Source organism: Micromonospora sp. NBC_00389 (assembly GCF_036059255.1).
Classification (GTDB): Bacteria; Actinomycetota; Actinomycetes; order Mycobacteriales; family Micromonosporaceae; genus Micromonospora.
This window is the reverse complement of the sequence record NZ_CP107947.1, coordinates 5,993,310-6,008,257: the sequence shown is the minus strand read 5'-3', so window position 1 is coordinate 6,008,257 and position 14,948 is coordinate 5,993,310. Positions and strand designations below refer to the sequence as shown.

Below are 14,948 nucleotides of genomic sequence, written 5' to 3'. Positions count from 1 at the left end.
GGCGATGACGACCTCACCCCCCGGGGTACGGCCCGAGCCGGCCTCCTTCCGCGACCCGGCCAACCGCGTCTTCCACGTCGGAGACGACGTGCTGCGCGGGCTGGACGCGCAGGCCGCCGAGCACTGGCGGGCGTTGACGGCCAGCGCGTTCTTCCCCACGCTGGTGGCCGCGGGCAAGGTCTGCCCCACCGAGGACGCGCCGTCGGCGCTGGTGCCCGCAGCGGTCGGGGCACCGTGGGCGGCGGTGCTGCGCCACGAACGCATCCCGTTCGTCTCCCACCCGTACGAGTGGTCCTTCACCATGCTGCGCGACGCCGCGCTGCTGCACCTGGAGATCCTGCGCGACGCGCTCGCCGACGGCTTCACCACCAAGGACGGCTCGGCCTACAACCTGCAGTGGCGTGGCGCCGACCCGGTCTTCATCGACATCGGGTCCTTCGAGCCGGTGCGTGACGGCGAGCCGTGGGCCGGGTACCGGCAGTTCTGCCAGACCGTGCTCTACCCGCTGCTGCTCACCGCCCACCTGGGGGTCGACTTCCAGCCGTTGCTGCGCGCCCGGGTCGACGGCATCGAGGCCGACCAGCTCCGTCCGCTCTTCGGTGGGGCGCGTCGGCTGCGTCCGGGCGTACTGACCCACCTGCACCTGCACGGCGCGATGCAGCAGCGGCACGCCGAGACCAGCACCAGCGACGTACGAGCCCAACTGCGGGCCGCCGGCTACTCCCGGGAGCTGCTGCTGGCCACCGTGCGCGGCATCGAGAAACTGGTCCGCCGGCTGGACCGGCGCCCACCGGCCAGTCACTGGGCGGACTACCAGCGCACCTGCGGCTACTCGGCGCGGGACCGGGCGGCCAAGGAACAGTTCGTGGCCGCCGCGCTGACCGCCGGCGTCCGCCCCCGCCTGGTGCTCGACCTTGGCGCCAACGACGGCCGGTACGCCCGGATCGCGGCCGAGCACGCCGACTACGTCGTCGCCGTCGAGCAGGACCCGGCCGTTGTCGACGACCTGTACCGGGCGCTGCGGGCCGAGGGGCAGCGGCGGATCCTGCCGCTGGTGCTGGACCTGGCCGACCCGTCACCCGGAGGCGGCTGGCGGGGTGCCGAGCGCGCCGGCTTCGCCGAGCGGGCGTCCGCCGACGCGGTGCTCGCCCTGGCCGTGGTGCACCACCTGGCGATCGGGCGCAACGTGCCGCTGCCGGAGGTGGTCGACTGGCTGGTGGGGCTGACCGCGCCAGGTGGTGCGGTGGTGGTGGAGTTCGTCCACCCGGAGGACCCGATGGCCCTCCGGCTGCTGGCCAACAAGCCCGACGGCCTCTTTCCGAACTACCGGCGGGACGCCTTCGAGCGGCTGCTCGCGGCCAGGGGCCGGATCACCGACCGGTTGGAGTTGCCCTCGGGCACCCGCACGCTCTACCGGACGGTGATGGGTGGCTGAACCAGCACCCGCACCCCCGCCAGCACAGCCGGGCACTCCGGCCGCGGAACCGGTCACCGGGCGGTGGGACCGCGGTTGGCGCGGTGAGCTGGGCCGGCTGCTGGAGGTGGTGGCGCTGGTCGGGTTGGTGGTCACCCAGCCACTGCTGGACGTACTCGGCCGCAGCCCCGACTTCTTCCTCTTCCACCGCTCCGACCCGGGCCAGATCCTGCTGCTGACGGCCCTGGTGGCGGTGGCACCCACCGTGCCGGTGGCGGTGCTCGGCGCGCTCAGCCGGGTGGCCGGCCGGACCGTCCGCGCGCTCACCCACACCGGGCTGGTCGGCCTGCTGCTGGCCGCGCTGGCCGTGCAGGTGGGCCGGCACGCGACGCCGCTGCGGGGCGTACCCCTGCTGCTGGTCGCCGGGCTGGCCGGCGTGGCCGGCGCGGCCGCGCACCGGCGGTGGCGGGCACCGGGCCGGGTGCTGCGACTGGCCGCCGCCGGCCCGGTGGCCTTCGTGGCGCTCTTCCTGCTCGTTTCACCCACCTCGGCGGTGGTGCTGCCGCGCGGCGACGGCGGCGCGGCCGGCACTGCCCAGGGGCCGGGTGGGCACCCTCCGGTGGTCATGCTGATCCTCGACGAGCTGCCACTGGTCAGCCTGCTCGGCGCGGACGGTCGGATCGACGCGGCCCGGTTCCCGCACTTCGCCGAGCTGGCCGGCGCGTCGACGTGGTACCGCAACGCCACCGGCGTCAGCGGCTGGACCCCCAACGCGCTGCCGGCGATGCTCACCGGCCGCTACCCGGCGCGGTCGGTCGCGCCGCACTACTCGCAGTACCCGGACAACCTCTTCACCGCCTTCGGCGGCCTGTACGACATCCACGCCCAGGAGAGCATCACCCGGGTCTGCCCGCCCAGCCGATGCGAGCAGCCGGTCAGCCCGGAACAGGGGCTCGGCGTACTGGTCCGGGAGACCGGCAAGCTGCTTGGCCAGGTCGCCGGGCCGACACCCACCCGCGTCGACCCGGAGGACTCCTACCGGGAGCAGACCCGGGCCGAGGCCGGCCTGGACGCCGCCGAGCCGGTGCCGGCCGACCCGAAGTTCCGCTGGGACAGCCTGGACGACAACCAGCCGGCCCGGTTCACCAGCTTCCTGGCCGGGCTGAAGCCGGAGCCCCGGCCCGCCCTGCACTTCCTGCACCTGCTGATGCCGCACTCGCCGTGGGCGTACCTGCCGTCCGGAGTGCGTTACGACGCCCCCGAGGACCTGCCCAACGACGGCACCGGCTGGGTCGAGCTGGCCCGGCAGCGCCACCTCGCCCAGCTCGGCTACACCGACCGGCTGATCGGCGAGACGCTGCGTACGCTGCGCGCCAGCGGCCTCTACGACCAGGCCCTCGTCGTGGTCACCGCCGACCACGGGGTGAGCTTCCGCGCGGGCGCCCAGGGCCGGGGCATGGATGCGATCAAGGCCGCCGCCGGCGAGGTGGCGTGGGTGCCGATGTTCGTCAAGGAGCCCGGGCAGCAGGCCGGCCGGGTGGACGACCGCAACTGGGAGCACGTCGACCTGCTGCCGACCGTGGCCGACCAGGCCGGTATCCGGCTGCCCTGGCGGGTCGACGGACGCTCCGCCCGGCAGGCCCCGCGCACCGACGGCACGAAGCACTTCTACGACCGCCCCGGCGAACCGGTCACCTTCCCCGGCGGGGTGCCCGCCCCGCCGCCGCTGCCGGCGCCGCACCCGCTGGTGGGCACCGAGGTCCACGCCGGCCCGGCCGGCGGCAGCGCCACCGTGGCCGACCTCGCCGCGTTCCGGGCCACGGACCCGGACACCGGCACCCTCCCGGCGCTGGTCTGGGGGGACGTGCCGGACCGGATCCCGGACGGCACCCTGCTGGCGGTGGCCGTCAACGGCCGGATCGGCGCGGTCGTACCGGTGGTGCCGACCGATCCCGGCGGACGCCGATTCGCCGCGCTGCTCACCGACGACCAGTTGTTCCGGGCCGGCACCAACCAGCTCGACGTCTACCAGATCGCGACGGACGGTACGCTCCGACGCCTTGCCCTGTCGTGAAGCTGCTCCGCCAGGTCCCGCACGGCGGGACGGAGGGTTTCCCGGCTGCCCGGTCGGGAATCGGGTGACGCATACCTCACCGGCGAACCACGGCGGGCAGTGTCCCCCAAGCCGCAATTACGGTAGAAGCGAAGGCAATTCAACGTAGATCTGCCGGCGAAGCGAGGAACCACATGACGGAAGTCAAGCTCGATCACCCCGGTGGGCAGCTGTCGATGCCGGTGCATCCCGCGGTCGAGGGCCCCGCCGGTGTCGGGGTTAGCAAGCTGCTGAAAGAAACCGGAATGACCACGTACGACCCCGGTTTCGTGAACACCGCGGCGGCCTCATCCGCGATCACCTACATCGACGGCGACGCGGGGATCCTGCGTTACCGGGGATACCCGATCGAGCAGCTGGCCGAGAAGTCCTCCTTCCTGGAGGTCTCCTACCTGCTCATCTACGGTGAGCTGCCGACCGAGCAGCAGCTGGCCGAGTTCACCGAGTGGATTCGGCGGCACTCGCTGCTGCACGAGGAGATGCGCCGCTTCTTCGACGGCTTCCCCCGGGACGCCCACCCGATGGCCGTGCTCTCCTCGGCCGTGAGCGCCCTCTCGACCTTCTACCAGGACAGCCTGGACCCGTTCGACTCCGAGCACGTGGAGATCTCCACTGTCCGGCTGATGGCGAAGGTGCCCACCATCGCCTCGTACGCCTACAAGAAGTCCATCGGGCAGCCGCTGCTGTACCCGGACAACTCGCTGGGGTACGTCGACAACCTGCTGCGGATGACCTTCGGCGTGCCGGCCGAGCCGTACGAGGTCGACCCGGTGATGTCGAAGGTGCTGGACATGCTCTTCGTCCTGCACGCCGACCACGAGCAGAACTGCTCCACCTCGACCGTCCGGCTGGTCGGCTCCAGCAACGCCAACCTGTTCGCCTCGGTCTCCGCCGGCGTGAACGCGCTGTTCGGCCCGCTGCACGGCGGCGCCAACCAGGCCGTGCTGGAGATGCTCCAGCAGATCCACGCCGGCGATGACGACGTCCGGTCCTTCGTCCGCAAGGTCAAGGACAAGGAGGACGGCGTCAAGCTGATGGGCTTCGGCCACCGGGTCTACAAGAACTACGACCCGCGGGCGGCGATCGTCAAGAAGGCCGCGCAGGACGTGCTGGGCCGGATGGCCAAGCCGGACCCGCTGCTGGACATCGCCATGGAGCTGGAGGAGATCGCGCTCGCCGACGACTTCTTCGTCTCCCGCCGGCTCTACCCGAACGTGGACTTCTACACCGGCCTGATCTACAAGGCCATGGGCTTCCCGACGAAGATGTTCACCGTGCTCTTCGCCCTCGGCCGGCTCCCCGGCTGGATCGCCCAGTGGCGCGAGATGATCAACGACCCGGAGACCAAGATCGGCCGTCCGCGGCAGATCTACGTCGGTTCCGCCGAGCGGGACTACGTCCCCTTCGCCGAGCGCTGACCTCCACGACGCACCACCGTCAGGCCGTCGACCCACCGGGTCGGCGGCCTGCCGCCTTCCCAACCGCCTGCCGCCTTCCCAACCGCCTGCCGCCGGCCTGCCGCCGCCTGCCGCCGCCTGCCGCCGCCTGCCGCCGCCTGCCGCCGCCTGCCGCCGCCTGCCGCCGCCTGCCGCCGGCCTGCTGCCGCCTGCCGCTGCCGCCAGCCCCGAGCGCAGCCGTCCCGGCCGGCAGCCTTGGACGCAGCCGTCCCGGCCGGCAGCCTTGGACGCAGCCGTCCCGGCCGGCAGCGTCGAGCGCATCCGCCCGCCCCGGCCATCCGCCCCGGCCAGCCGCCCCGGCCAGCCGCCCCGGCCAGCCGCCCCGGCCAGCCGCCCCGGCCAGCCGCCCCGGCCAGCCGCCCCGGCCAGCCGCCCCGGCCAGCCGCCCCGGCCAGCCGCCCCGGCCAGCCGCCCCGGCCAGCCGCCCCGGCCAGCCGCCCCGGCCAGCCGCCCCGGCCAGCCGCCCCGGCCAGCCGCCGCGGCGGCAGCCGCCCCGAGCACATCCGCCCCCGCCAGCCGCCCCGGCCAGGCGCCCTGCCCCGGTCCGCTCCTGTCGAGCTGCCCCAAATATGGGGCGGGCGGGCGCGGTCCGACCGCCACACCGGGTCGAGCCGCTTGATCGACTTGGGATCGCCGATATCGCGGCTGCCGGGCGCGCCGGGATACCCCGATGTCGGCGAAACGGAGTCGATCAAGAGTCTGTGCCGGTCCTTCGTGGGCTTTCCGGCCGATCCGCATTCCGTTCGGGCCTCCGGATGCTTCACCCCGCCCCATTTCTGGGGCAGCTCGACAGGGCCTACAGGGCCTATGGGGCCTGCCTGTGGGCCTGCCTGTGGTGCCTATGAGGCCTGTGCGGCCGGGGCCGGGGAAGCTCCCGGCGCAACCCTGTGAGGTGTGGGTGGCGCGGGCTGCGGGGACCATGCCGGCTTTCGTGGCGGCCGTTGAGGTGTTGGGCGTCAGAAGGCGGAGATGTCCCGCCCTCGCTCGCTGCGGCTCAGCGCGCTGATTACCGCGGACTGGCCGTGACGGCGCACGGCCAAGCGCACCAACAGGTCGCGCACGGGATCGAAGACATCCGCCGGAAAGGCCGGCGTGGGCACGCCGACGCTCACCGCGAGATCGTCGGCGTGGACCACGATCTCCAGTTGGCGCGTGAGCAGGAAGTCGCTGCGCCGCAGGGACCAGCCCTGCCACGGGATCGGCACGACGTCGCGGGCGTCCCCTCGTGCGAGCAGGTCGCCCACCTCTTCCAGCGCGAGGACGGAGCGGGCGTGCAGGTCCGCTGGTCCCCGCGTCGCTTCGGCTTCGTCCAGGCTTGCGGCCACCGAGTCCTCGTCCGGAGGCCCCGCGGTCACCCAGGCGGCCCGCTCGTAGTGGTCGTCGGCCGACTCGAGGAGCGGCAGGTCGGTCGAGGTCGGCAGCAGTTCCGCCGCCCGGACCGCCTGACGTCCCAGGTGGCACGCCAGAGCTCCCACGGACAGGTGTGGCAGTGCGCTCGGCTCGACCACTGGTCGGACACCTCGGAGCGCCGGATCAGGTCCAGCGCGATCGAGGCGGCAACCGGGAAGGCGGAATCCAGGGCGTCGACAAGACGAGGCATGCGCGCATTCTGACAGGCCCGGCAGTCCGGTACTGACCTCGAACGCCCCGCGCTGGAGCGCCGACATCGGGGCATCCCAGCGCCGGGATACCCCGATGTCGGCGACACGGAGTCGATCAGCGAGCAGGACCGGGCCGCGGGTAGCGACCGGGACGACGATCAGCGCGATGGTGGCAACAGCGGCGATGACAGCGGCGGCAAGGGCCGGCGGTCAGCGCAGGCCGGCGGCGGCGAGCAGGTTGCCGGTGGGGAGGGCGGGTAGGGCGCGGCCCTGGGACATGCGCTGCTCGGCGCGATGGGCGGTGAAGACGGCGTCGTTGGCGATGGCGTCGGCGTAGCTGGCGGCGGTGCGTTGGGCGATAGCCGACCAGCCGTACTGGTCGTGCACCATCCGGCGGGCGCGGCGAGCCAGGGCGCGGGCCCGGTCGCGATCCGACAGCAGCGCGTCGACGGCGTCGGCGAGCCCGTCGGGGTCGTGCGGTTGGAAGGTCATCCCGGTCACGCCCGGCTCGACGATCTCCGCGAGGCCACCGGTGGCGGCGACCGCCAGCGGCGCGCCGGCGGCGGCGCCCTCCAGGGCCACCATGCCGAACGGCTCGTAGATGCTCGGCACCGCGAAGCAGTCGGAGGCGGCCATCAGCGCCGGCAGGTCGGTGCCACCGAGGAAGCCCGGCATGGCGACCATGCCGCCCAGGCCGCGGCGGTGCACCTCGGACTCCAGCTCCGCGCGGTACGGGCCGTCGCCGGCGATCACCACGCGCAGCCCTGGGTGCCGCTCACGCAGGCGCGGCAGGCCGGCGATCAGGTGCTGTACGCCCTTCTCGTAGACCAGCCGGCCGGCGAAGGTGACCAGCGGGCCGTCCCCGGCGAACCGGGCCCGGGCTGCGGTCACCTTGCGCGCCGGCACCTTCCAGCGGTGCGGCTCCACACCGTTGGCCACCACGTCGACCCGGTCGGCCGGCACCCCGAACAGCGCGTTCACCTCGTCGCGCATGTACCCGGAGCAGACGATCACGCGGCCGGACTCGGTGCTGAGCCAGTGCTCGACCCCGTGGATGGTGCGGTTCATCTCCTCCGGCAGCCAGCCCTGGTGCCGACCGGCCTCGGTGGCGTGGATGGTGCTCACCAGCGGGATGTCCAGGTGGTCGCGCAACGTCATCGCGGTGTGGGCGACGAGCCAGTCGTGGGCGTGGATGACGTCGTACGAGCCGGCCTCGGTGGCGCGCAGGGCGGTGCGGGTGAGGGTGTGGTTGAACGCCATGGTCCAGGCCAGGAGGGAGCCGGTAGCGAGGGGGAAGGTGACGGGGTCTTCGGAGGCGCGCAGGATGCGGACGCCGTCGGCGTACTCCTCGAGCGGCGCGCCCTCGGCGTGCCGGGTGACGACGGTGACCTCGTGGCCGGCGGCGGCCAGGGCCACCGACAGCGCGTGCACGTGTCGGCCGAGGCCGCCGACGAGCACCGGCGGGTACTCCCACGAGAGCATCAGGATGCGACGGGTCTGCGGCGGTACCCCCGGCCCGGCCTGCGCCGGAAGTTGGGGGCGGGAGGTCAGGGTGGGCCGGTGGATCCGGTCCGAGGTGTTAGCGAGCTGCTCGCCGACCCGCAGGGTCGTCACATCAATCTCCGTCCATGCATGGTGGTACGCGCCGGCGTCAGTGGCGGCGAAGCGGGAGGTGGTGGGGTGGCCGAGGGGCCGAGTGAGGTACGCGCGGGAGCGTCCCCAGACAAGCAAAGGCCATCGAGCGCCGTAACGCACCTCGAGAGGGGACAAGGTGACGGAAGACACCTGAGGGCTTGACGTGCACCAGACAGGTGGATTCCGGGCATCCCCTGAAAGGATGGATTGGCGCGTGGGAGTGCCGGGCATTACCGGCGTGCGCACTGCGGCCCACGCCGGTGCGCTCGTGGCGCGGGCGCGCACATGACCACGGTCTGAAGGAGCGACATGCAGGTCTGGCCGGGCGAGCGGTATCCCCTGGGCGCCACCTACAACGGGATGGGCACCAACTTCGCCATCTTCTCGGAGGTGGCCGAGCGGGTCGAGCTGTGCCTGTTCGACGAGTGGGACACCGGCGCCGAGCGGCGGGTCGAGCTGCGTGAGGTGGACGCCTACGTGTGGCACGCGTACCTGCCGGGCATCGAGCCGGGGCAGCGCTACGGCTACCGGGTCCACGGGCGGTACGACCCGGCGAACGGGCTGCGCTGCAACCCGCACAAGCTGCTGCTCGACCCGTACGCCAAGGCGGTCGACGGTGACGTGACGTGGGACCCGGCGGTCTACGACTACGACCTGGAGCACCCGGAGCGGATGTCTGAGACCGACTCGGCGCCGTTCATGCCGAAGTCGGTGGTGGTCAACCCGTACTTCGACTGGGGCAACGACAGGCCGCCGCGTACCCCGTACCACCACTCGGTGATCTACGAGGCGCACGTACGCGGGCTGACCATGCGCCACCCGGACATCCCGGAGGAGCTGCGCGGCACGTATGCCGGCATCGCCTCCCCGCCGATGATCGAGTACCTGACCCGGCTCGGCGTGACCGCCATCGAGTTGATGCCGGTGCACCAGTTCATCCACGACCACCGGCTGGTCGACCTCGGGCTGCGCAACTACTGGGGTTACAACACCATCGGCTTCTTCGCCCCGCACCACGGCTACTCCGCGCTGGGCCGGCTCGGCCAGCAGGTGCAGGAGTTCCGCGGCATGGTCAAGGCGCTGCACGCGGCCGGCATTGAGGTCATCCTCGACGTGGTCTACAACCACACCGCCGAGGGCAACCACCTCGGGCCGACGCTGAGTTTCAAGGGCGTGGACGCCCCCAGCTATTACCGGCTCAGCGAGGAGGACCGCCGGTACTTCGTCGACTACACCGGCACCGGCAACAGCCTCAACGTGCGCAGCCCGCACTCCCTTCAACTGATCATGGATTCGCTGCGCTACTGGGTGCAGGAGATGCACGTCGACGGCTTCCGCTTCGACCTGGCCGCCACCCTGGCCCGCGAGTTCTATGAGGTCGACCGGCTCTCCACCTTCTTCGAGGTGGTCCAGCAGGACCCGGTGGTCAGCCAGGTCAAGCTGATCGCCGAGCCGTGGGACGTCGGCCCCGGCGGCTACCAGGTGGGCAACTTCCCGCCGGTGTGGACGGAGTGGAACGGCAAGTACCGCGACACCGTGCGGGACTTCTGGCGCGGTGAGCCGGCCACCCTGGCCGAGTTCGCGTCCCGGATCTCCGGCTCCGCCGACCTCTACCAGGACGACGGGCGCCGGCCGTTCCACAGCATCAACTTCGTCACCTGCCACGACGGGTTCACGCTCAACGACCTGGTGTCGTACAACGACAAGCACAACGAGGCCAACGGCGAGGACAACCGGGACGGCGAGAGCCACAACCGGTCGTGGAACTCCGGCGTCGAGGGTGACACCGACGACGAGGCGGTGCTCGCCCTGCGCGCCAAGCAGCGGCGCAACTTCCTGGCCACCCTGATGCTGTCGCAGGGCGTGCCGATGATCGGTCACGGCGACGAGCTGGGCCGCACCCAGCGGGGCAACAACAACGCCTACTGCCAGGACAGCGAGCTGGCCTGGGTCGACTGGGACAACGCCGACTCCCAGCTACTGGAGTTCGTCCGGACGCTGACCGCGTTCCGGGCCCGGCACCAGGTGTTCCGCCGCCGCCGGTTCTTCACCGGCCTGCCGGTCGGCGGGCGCGAGGTCGACGGGCCGCTGCCCGATCTGGCCTGGTACACCCCGGACGGGCGGGAGATGACCGGCGAGGACTGGGGCAACGACTTCGGCCGCTCGGTGGCGCTCTTCGTCAACGGCGAGGGCATCCGGGAGCGTGGCCAGTACGGCCAGCGCCATCACGACGCCTCGTTCCTGCTCTGCTTCAACGCCCACGACGCGCCGCTGGACTTCACCATGCCCGGCAGCGAGTACGGCCAGAAGTGGGAGCGGGTCATCAGCACCGCCGAACCCGAACCGGACGACGTCACGGTGATCAGCGCGGGCGGCACCATCCGGGTGCCGGACCGTTCCCTGGTGGTGTTGGAGAGGACGATCTGAGATGGCGGTGCCCCCTCACCCCGAGCAGAGGAAGACGACAGCCACCTACCGAGTGCAGATCCGTCCTGGCTTCGACCTGGACGCCACCGCCGGGATCGTCGACTACCTCGCTGACCTCGGCGTCAGCCACCTCTACAGCGCGCCGCTGCTGACGGCCACCCCCGGCTCCGCCCATGGCTACGACGTGGTCGACCCCCGGGCGGTCAACCCGGAGCTGGGCGGTGAAGCCGGTCGGCAGCGGCTGCTGCGTGCGCTGCGCGACAAGAAGCTCGGCCTGGTCGTGGACATCGTGCCCAACCACGCCGGGGTGGCCGTACCGCCGGCCAACCCCGCCTGGTGGGACGTGCTGCGTCGGGGTCGCGCCTCGGCGTACGCCGACTGGTTCGACATCGACTGGGACCGGGGCCGGCTGCTGCTGCCGGTGCTGGCCGACGACCCGGCCGCCCTGGACGACCTCAAGCTGGTCGACTCCGAGCTGCGCTACCACGAGCACCGGTTCCCGGTGGCCGACGGCAGCGGCGACGGCAGCGCGCGTGAGGTGCACGATCGGCAGCACTACGAGCTGGTCTCCTGGCGGCGGGGCGATGCCGAGCTGACGTACCGCCGGTTCTTCGCCGTTTCCGGCCTGGCCGGGCTGCGGGTGGAGGACCCGGCGGTGTTCGCCGCCACCCACGAGCTGATCCTGCGCTGGGCCGCCGCCGGGGAGGTCGACGGCATCCGGGTCGACCACCCGGACGGCCTGCGCGACCCGGGCGGCTACCTGACCCGGCTGCGGGCCGCCGCGCCGGAGGCCTGGCTGATCGTGGAGAAGATCCTGGAGTACGGCGAGGAGCTGCCGGACTGGCCGGTGGACGGCACCACCGGCTACGACGCCCTCGCCGCGGTCAACGGGCTCTTCGTCGACCCCGACGCCGAGGGCGACTTCACGGTGCTGGACACCCGCCTCGTCGGGCAGCACACCTCGTGGGAGAACCTCACCCACGACACCAAGCTGGCCGCGGCCACCCGGCTGCTCGCCGCCGAGTTGACCCGGCTGGCCGCCCTCGCCCCCGAGGTGCCGAGCGAGCAGGCGCGGGCCGCCCTCGCCGAGCTGGCCGCCGCGTTCCCGGTCTACCGCGGCTATCCGCCGCACGGCGCCCGGCACCTCGCCGCCGCCCGCTCCGAGGCCGGCCGGCGGCGCCCCGACCTGACCACCGCCCTGGACGCGGTCACCCGCCGGCTGCGCGACCCCGACGACGAGCTGGCGCAGCGCTTCCCCCAGTTGACCGGCGCGGTGATGGCCAAGGGCGTGGAGGACACCGCGTTCTACCGGTGGACCCGGTTCATGGCGCTCAACGAGGTCGGCGGCACGCCCGCCCACTTCGGGGTGCCGCCGGCGGAGTTCCACCGCTTCGCCACCGCACGGCAGGTCCGCTGGCCGGCCAGCATGACCACCGTCTCCACCCACGACACCAAACGAAGCGAGGACGTCCGCGCCCGGATGGCCGTGCTCAGCGAGCTGCCGGGCCGCTGGGGCGAGCAGGTCACCGCGTGGATGGCGTGCGCGCCGCTGCCCGACCCGGCGTTCGCCCACCTGCTCTGGCAGACCGCCGTCGGCGCCTGGCCGATCGAACGGGAGCGGCTGCACGCGTACGTCGAGAAGGCCGCCCGGGAGGCGGCGACCTCGACCAGTTGGGCCGACCCCGACCCGGTCTTCGAGCGGGCGCTGCACGGTGTGGTCGACGCGATGTACGACGACCCGAGCCTGCACGACGAGCTGACCGAACTCGCGGCGGCGATCACCCCGGCCGGCTGGTGCAACTCGCTGGGGCAGAAGCTGGTGCAGCTCGCCATGCCCGGGGTGCCGGACACCTACCAGGGCACCGAGCTGTGGGACAACTCGCTGGTCGACCCGGACAATCGCCGCCCGGTTGACTTCGACGTACGCCGAGAGATGCTGGCGCGTCTGGACGGCGGCTGGCGTCCCTCGATCGACACCGACGGCGCGGCGAAGCTGCTGGTGGTGTCGCGGACCCTGCGGCTGCGGCGGGCGCACCCGGAGCTGTTCACCGGCTACCGGCCGGTGCCGGCGCACGGGACGGCGGGCCGGCACGTGGTGGCGTTCGATGGCGCGATCGCCGTGGCGACCCGCCTGCCGCTGGGCCTGGCGCGGGCCGGTGGGTGGTGCGACACATTCCTGTCGCTTCCCGTTAACGAGGTGAAGGACCTGTTCACCGGCCGGGTCTACAGTGGCGGAGAGACCTTCCTGGCCGATCTGCTGGCCGACTATCCCGTCGCACTGCTGGCTCCTCCCACCGATTCCGCGGAGGCTGCGCGATGACCGAATTCACCGTGTGGGCGCCGGACGCCACCCGGGTCCGGCTGCGCCTGGCCGGCGCCGCCGACCACGAGATGCGCGCCGCCGCTGACGGCTGGTGGCGGGTCGAGGTGCCCGACGCCGGCCTCGACTACTCCTTTCTGCTGAACGACGACGAGACTCCGCTGCCCGACCCCCGGTCGCCGTGGCAGCCTGCGGGAGTGCACGGGCCGAGCCGACGCTACGACCACGCCGCCTTCGAGTGGACCGACAGCTCGTGGACCGGGCGGCAACTGCCCGGCAGCATCCTCTACGAGCTGCACGTCGGCACTTTCACCCCGGAGGGCACCTTCGACGCGGCCATCGACCGCCTCGACCACCTCGTCTCGCTCGGCGTCGACCTGATCGAACTGCTCCCGGTCAACGCGTTCAACGGCGAACACAACTGGGGGTACGACGGGGTCTGCTGGTACGCCCCGCACCAGCCCTATGGCGGCCCGGACGGCCTGAAACGGCTCGTCGACGCCGCCCACGCCAAGGGGCTGGGGGTGATCCTCGACGTCGTCTACAACCATTTCGGGCCCTCCGGGGCCTACGCGCCGCGGTTCGGCCCGTACCTCGCCGAGCAGAGCAACAGTTGGGGCCGCTCGGTCAACCTGGACGGCCCGCACTCCGACGAGGTACGCCGCTACATCATCGACAGTGTGCTGATGTGGCTGCGCGACTACCACGTCGACGGCCTGCGCTTGGACGCCGTGCACGCCCTGCCCGACACCCGGGCGGTTCCGCTGCTCGAAGAGTTGGCGATCGAGGTCGAGGCGCTCTCCACCCACCTGGGCCGGCCGCTGTCGCTGATCGCTGAATCCGACCTCAACGATCCACGGCTGATCACCCCTCGGGAGGCGGGCGGCTTTGGGCTGCACGCCCAGTGGAACGACGACGCCCACCACGCGCTGCACACGTTGCTGACGGGGGAGCGGCAGGGCTACTACGGGGACTTCGGGTCGCTGGAGACGCTGTCTGATGTGCTGACCGGTGGGTTCTTCCACGCCGGCACCTGGTCCAGCTTCCGCAACCGTCATCATGGGCGGCCTCTGGACTCGCGCGTCCCTGGTCATCGGCTGGTGGCTTACCTGCAGAACCACGACCAGATCGGCAACCGGGCTACTGGTGACCGGATCTCGGCTTCGCTGTCGCCCCCTCTCTTGCGCGTGGGGGCTGTGCTGCTGTTGACCGCGCCCTTTACGCCGATGCTGTTCATGGGGGAGGAGTGGGCGGCGTCTACGCCGTGGCAGTTCTTCACGTCGCATCCGGAGCCGGAGTTGGCTACCGCGGTGGCTCTGGGGCGGCGGAGGGAGTTCGCCTCGCACGGGTGGGCTGAGGGGGACGTGCCCGATCCGCAGGATCCGCAGACGTTTGTGCGGTCGCGGTTGGACTGGGCGGAGCTGGACAAGCCTGAGCATCGGGAGATGCTGTCGTTCTATCAGCGGTTGATTGCGCTGCGTCGGTCTCTTCCGGACCTGTCGGATCCTCGGTTGCACGCTGTTTCGGTGCAGCATGGGGATCAGTTTTTGCTGATGCGGCGGGGGGACACGCTCGTCGTGGCGAACCTGGCTGGGCGGGGGCAGGGGATCTCGTTGCCTGGGGTGGCGCGACGGGTGCTGTTGGCGACGGGGGAGGGGGTCACGGTGATGCGGGACCGGATCCAGCTGCCAGCGGAGACGGCGGCGATCGTGGCGCTTTGAAGAGGTAAGTACATGGCAGGTACTCGGACCCGACTGGGGACAACTGCGGCTTGAGTTTGGCGACGGAATTCCACCCGGTATCGGGCTGGCATGCGAACTTGCCAACGACAGCGCCTCGATCAATCTCTGCGCTTGAGGATGAAGCCGAGAGTCAGTCGTATCTCTAGCCGGACGCTCTGCCGACGCAGCGAGCGATACAGTCAGCCAGTCTGACGTCGTTGACATCTGCCCACGCTGCGAGTCGTCCCGACCGACCTCTG

8 protein-coding genes are annotated in these 14,948 nt (G+C 71.9%); 6 read left to right on the top strand and 2 right to left on the bottom strand.

The features are described from left to right. Positions 1-4: 4 nt before the first annotated feature. The 3 genes from OG470_RS28480 to OG470_RS28470 all read left to right on the top strand — a co-directional run bounded on the left by OG470_RS28480 (position 5) and on the right by OG470_RS28470 (position 4,945). The gene (locus OG470_RS28480; RefSeq protein WP_328417140.1) at positions 5-1,435 is read left to right on the top strand and encodes a methyltransferase domain-containing protein; all 1,431 of its coding nucleotides are present in this window, start codon (positions 5-7) and stop codon (positions 1,433-1,435) included. Next, positions 1,428-3,488, top strand: a complete 2,061-nt coding sequence (locus OG470_RS28475; RefSeq protein WP_328417138.1) for a sulfatase-like hydrolase/transferase — start codon at positions 1,428-1,430, stop codon at positions 3,486-3,488. The genes OG470_RS28480 and OG470_RS28475 overlap by 8 nt, the downstream gene beginning before the upstream one ends. 173 nt (positions 3,489-3,661) lie before the next feature. Further along, the gene (locus tag OG470_RS28470) at positions 3,662-4,945 is read left to right on the top strand and encodes a citrate synthase (RefSeq protein WP_328417136.1); all 1,284 of its coding nucleotides are present in this window, start codon (positions 3,662-3,664) and stop codon (positions 4,943-4,945) included. 995 nt (positions 4,946-5,940) lie between these two features. On the opposite strand, the gene OG470_RS28465 is transcribed toward OG470_RS28470, so the two are convergent. Both OG470_RS28465 and OG470_RS28460 read right to left on the bottom strand, forming a co-directional pair. Next, the gene (locus OG470_RS28465; protein ID WP_328417134.1) at positions 5,941-6,492 is read right to left on the bottom strand and encodes a hypothetical protein; all 552 of its coding nucleotides are present in this window, start codon (positions 6,490-6,492) and stop codon (positions 5,941-5,943) included. A gap of 303 nt (positions 6,493-6,795) precedes the next feature. Then, positions 6,796-8,199: a glycosyltransferase family 4 protein gene (locus OG470_RS28460; RefSeq protein ID WP_328417132.1), complete on the bottom strand. Its 1,404-nt coding sequence runs from the start codon at positions 8,197-8,199 to the stop codon at positions 6,796-6,798. A gap of 330 nt (positions 8,200-8,529) precedes the next feature. Here OG470_RS28460 and glgX point away from each other — a divergent pair, with 330 nt between their 5' ends. Genes glgX through treZ form a run of 3 tightly spaced genes read left to right on the top strand, consistent with a single transcriptional unit; the run spans position 8,530 to position 14,688 of the window. Beyond that, entirely contained in the window at positions 8,530-10,647 is a 2,118-nt protein-coding gene (gene glgX / locus OG470_RS28455; protein WP_328417130.1) for a glycogen debranching protein GlgX, read from the top strand. 1 nt (position 10,648) lies between these two features. Next, positions 10,649-12,967 carry a malto-oligosyltrehalose synthase gene (gene treY / locus OG470_RS28450; RefSeq protein WP_328417128.1) on the top strand — a complete coding sequence of 773 codons (2,319 nt, stop codon included), beginning with the start codon at positions 10,649-10,651 and terminating at the stop codon, positions 12,965-12,967. Continuing rightward, positions 12,964-14,688, top strand: coding sequence for a malto-oligosyltrehalose trehalohydrolase (gene treZ, locus OG470_RS28445; protein WP_328417126.1), 1,725 nt, complete (start codon positions 12,964-12,966; stop codon positions 14,686-14,688). Before treY ends, treZ begins: the two co-directional genes overlap by 4 nt. Positions 14,689-14,948 lie beyond the last annotated feature (260 nt).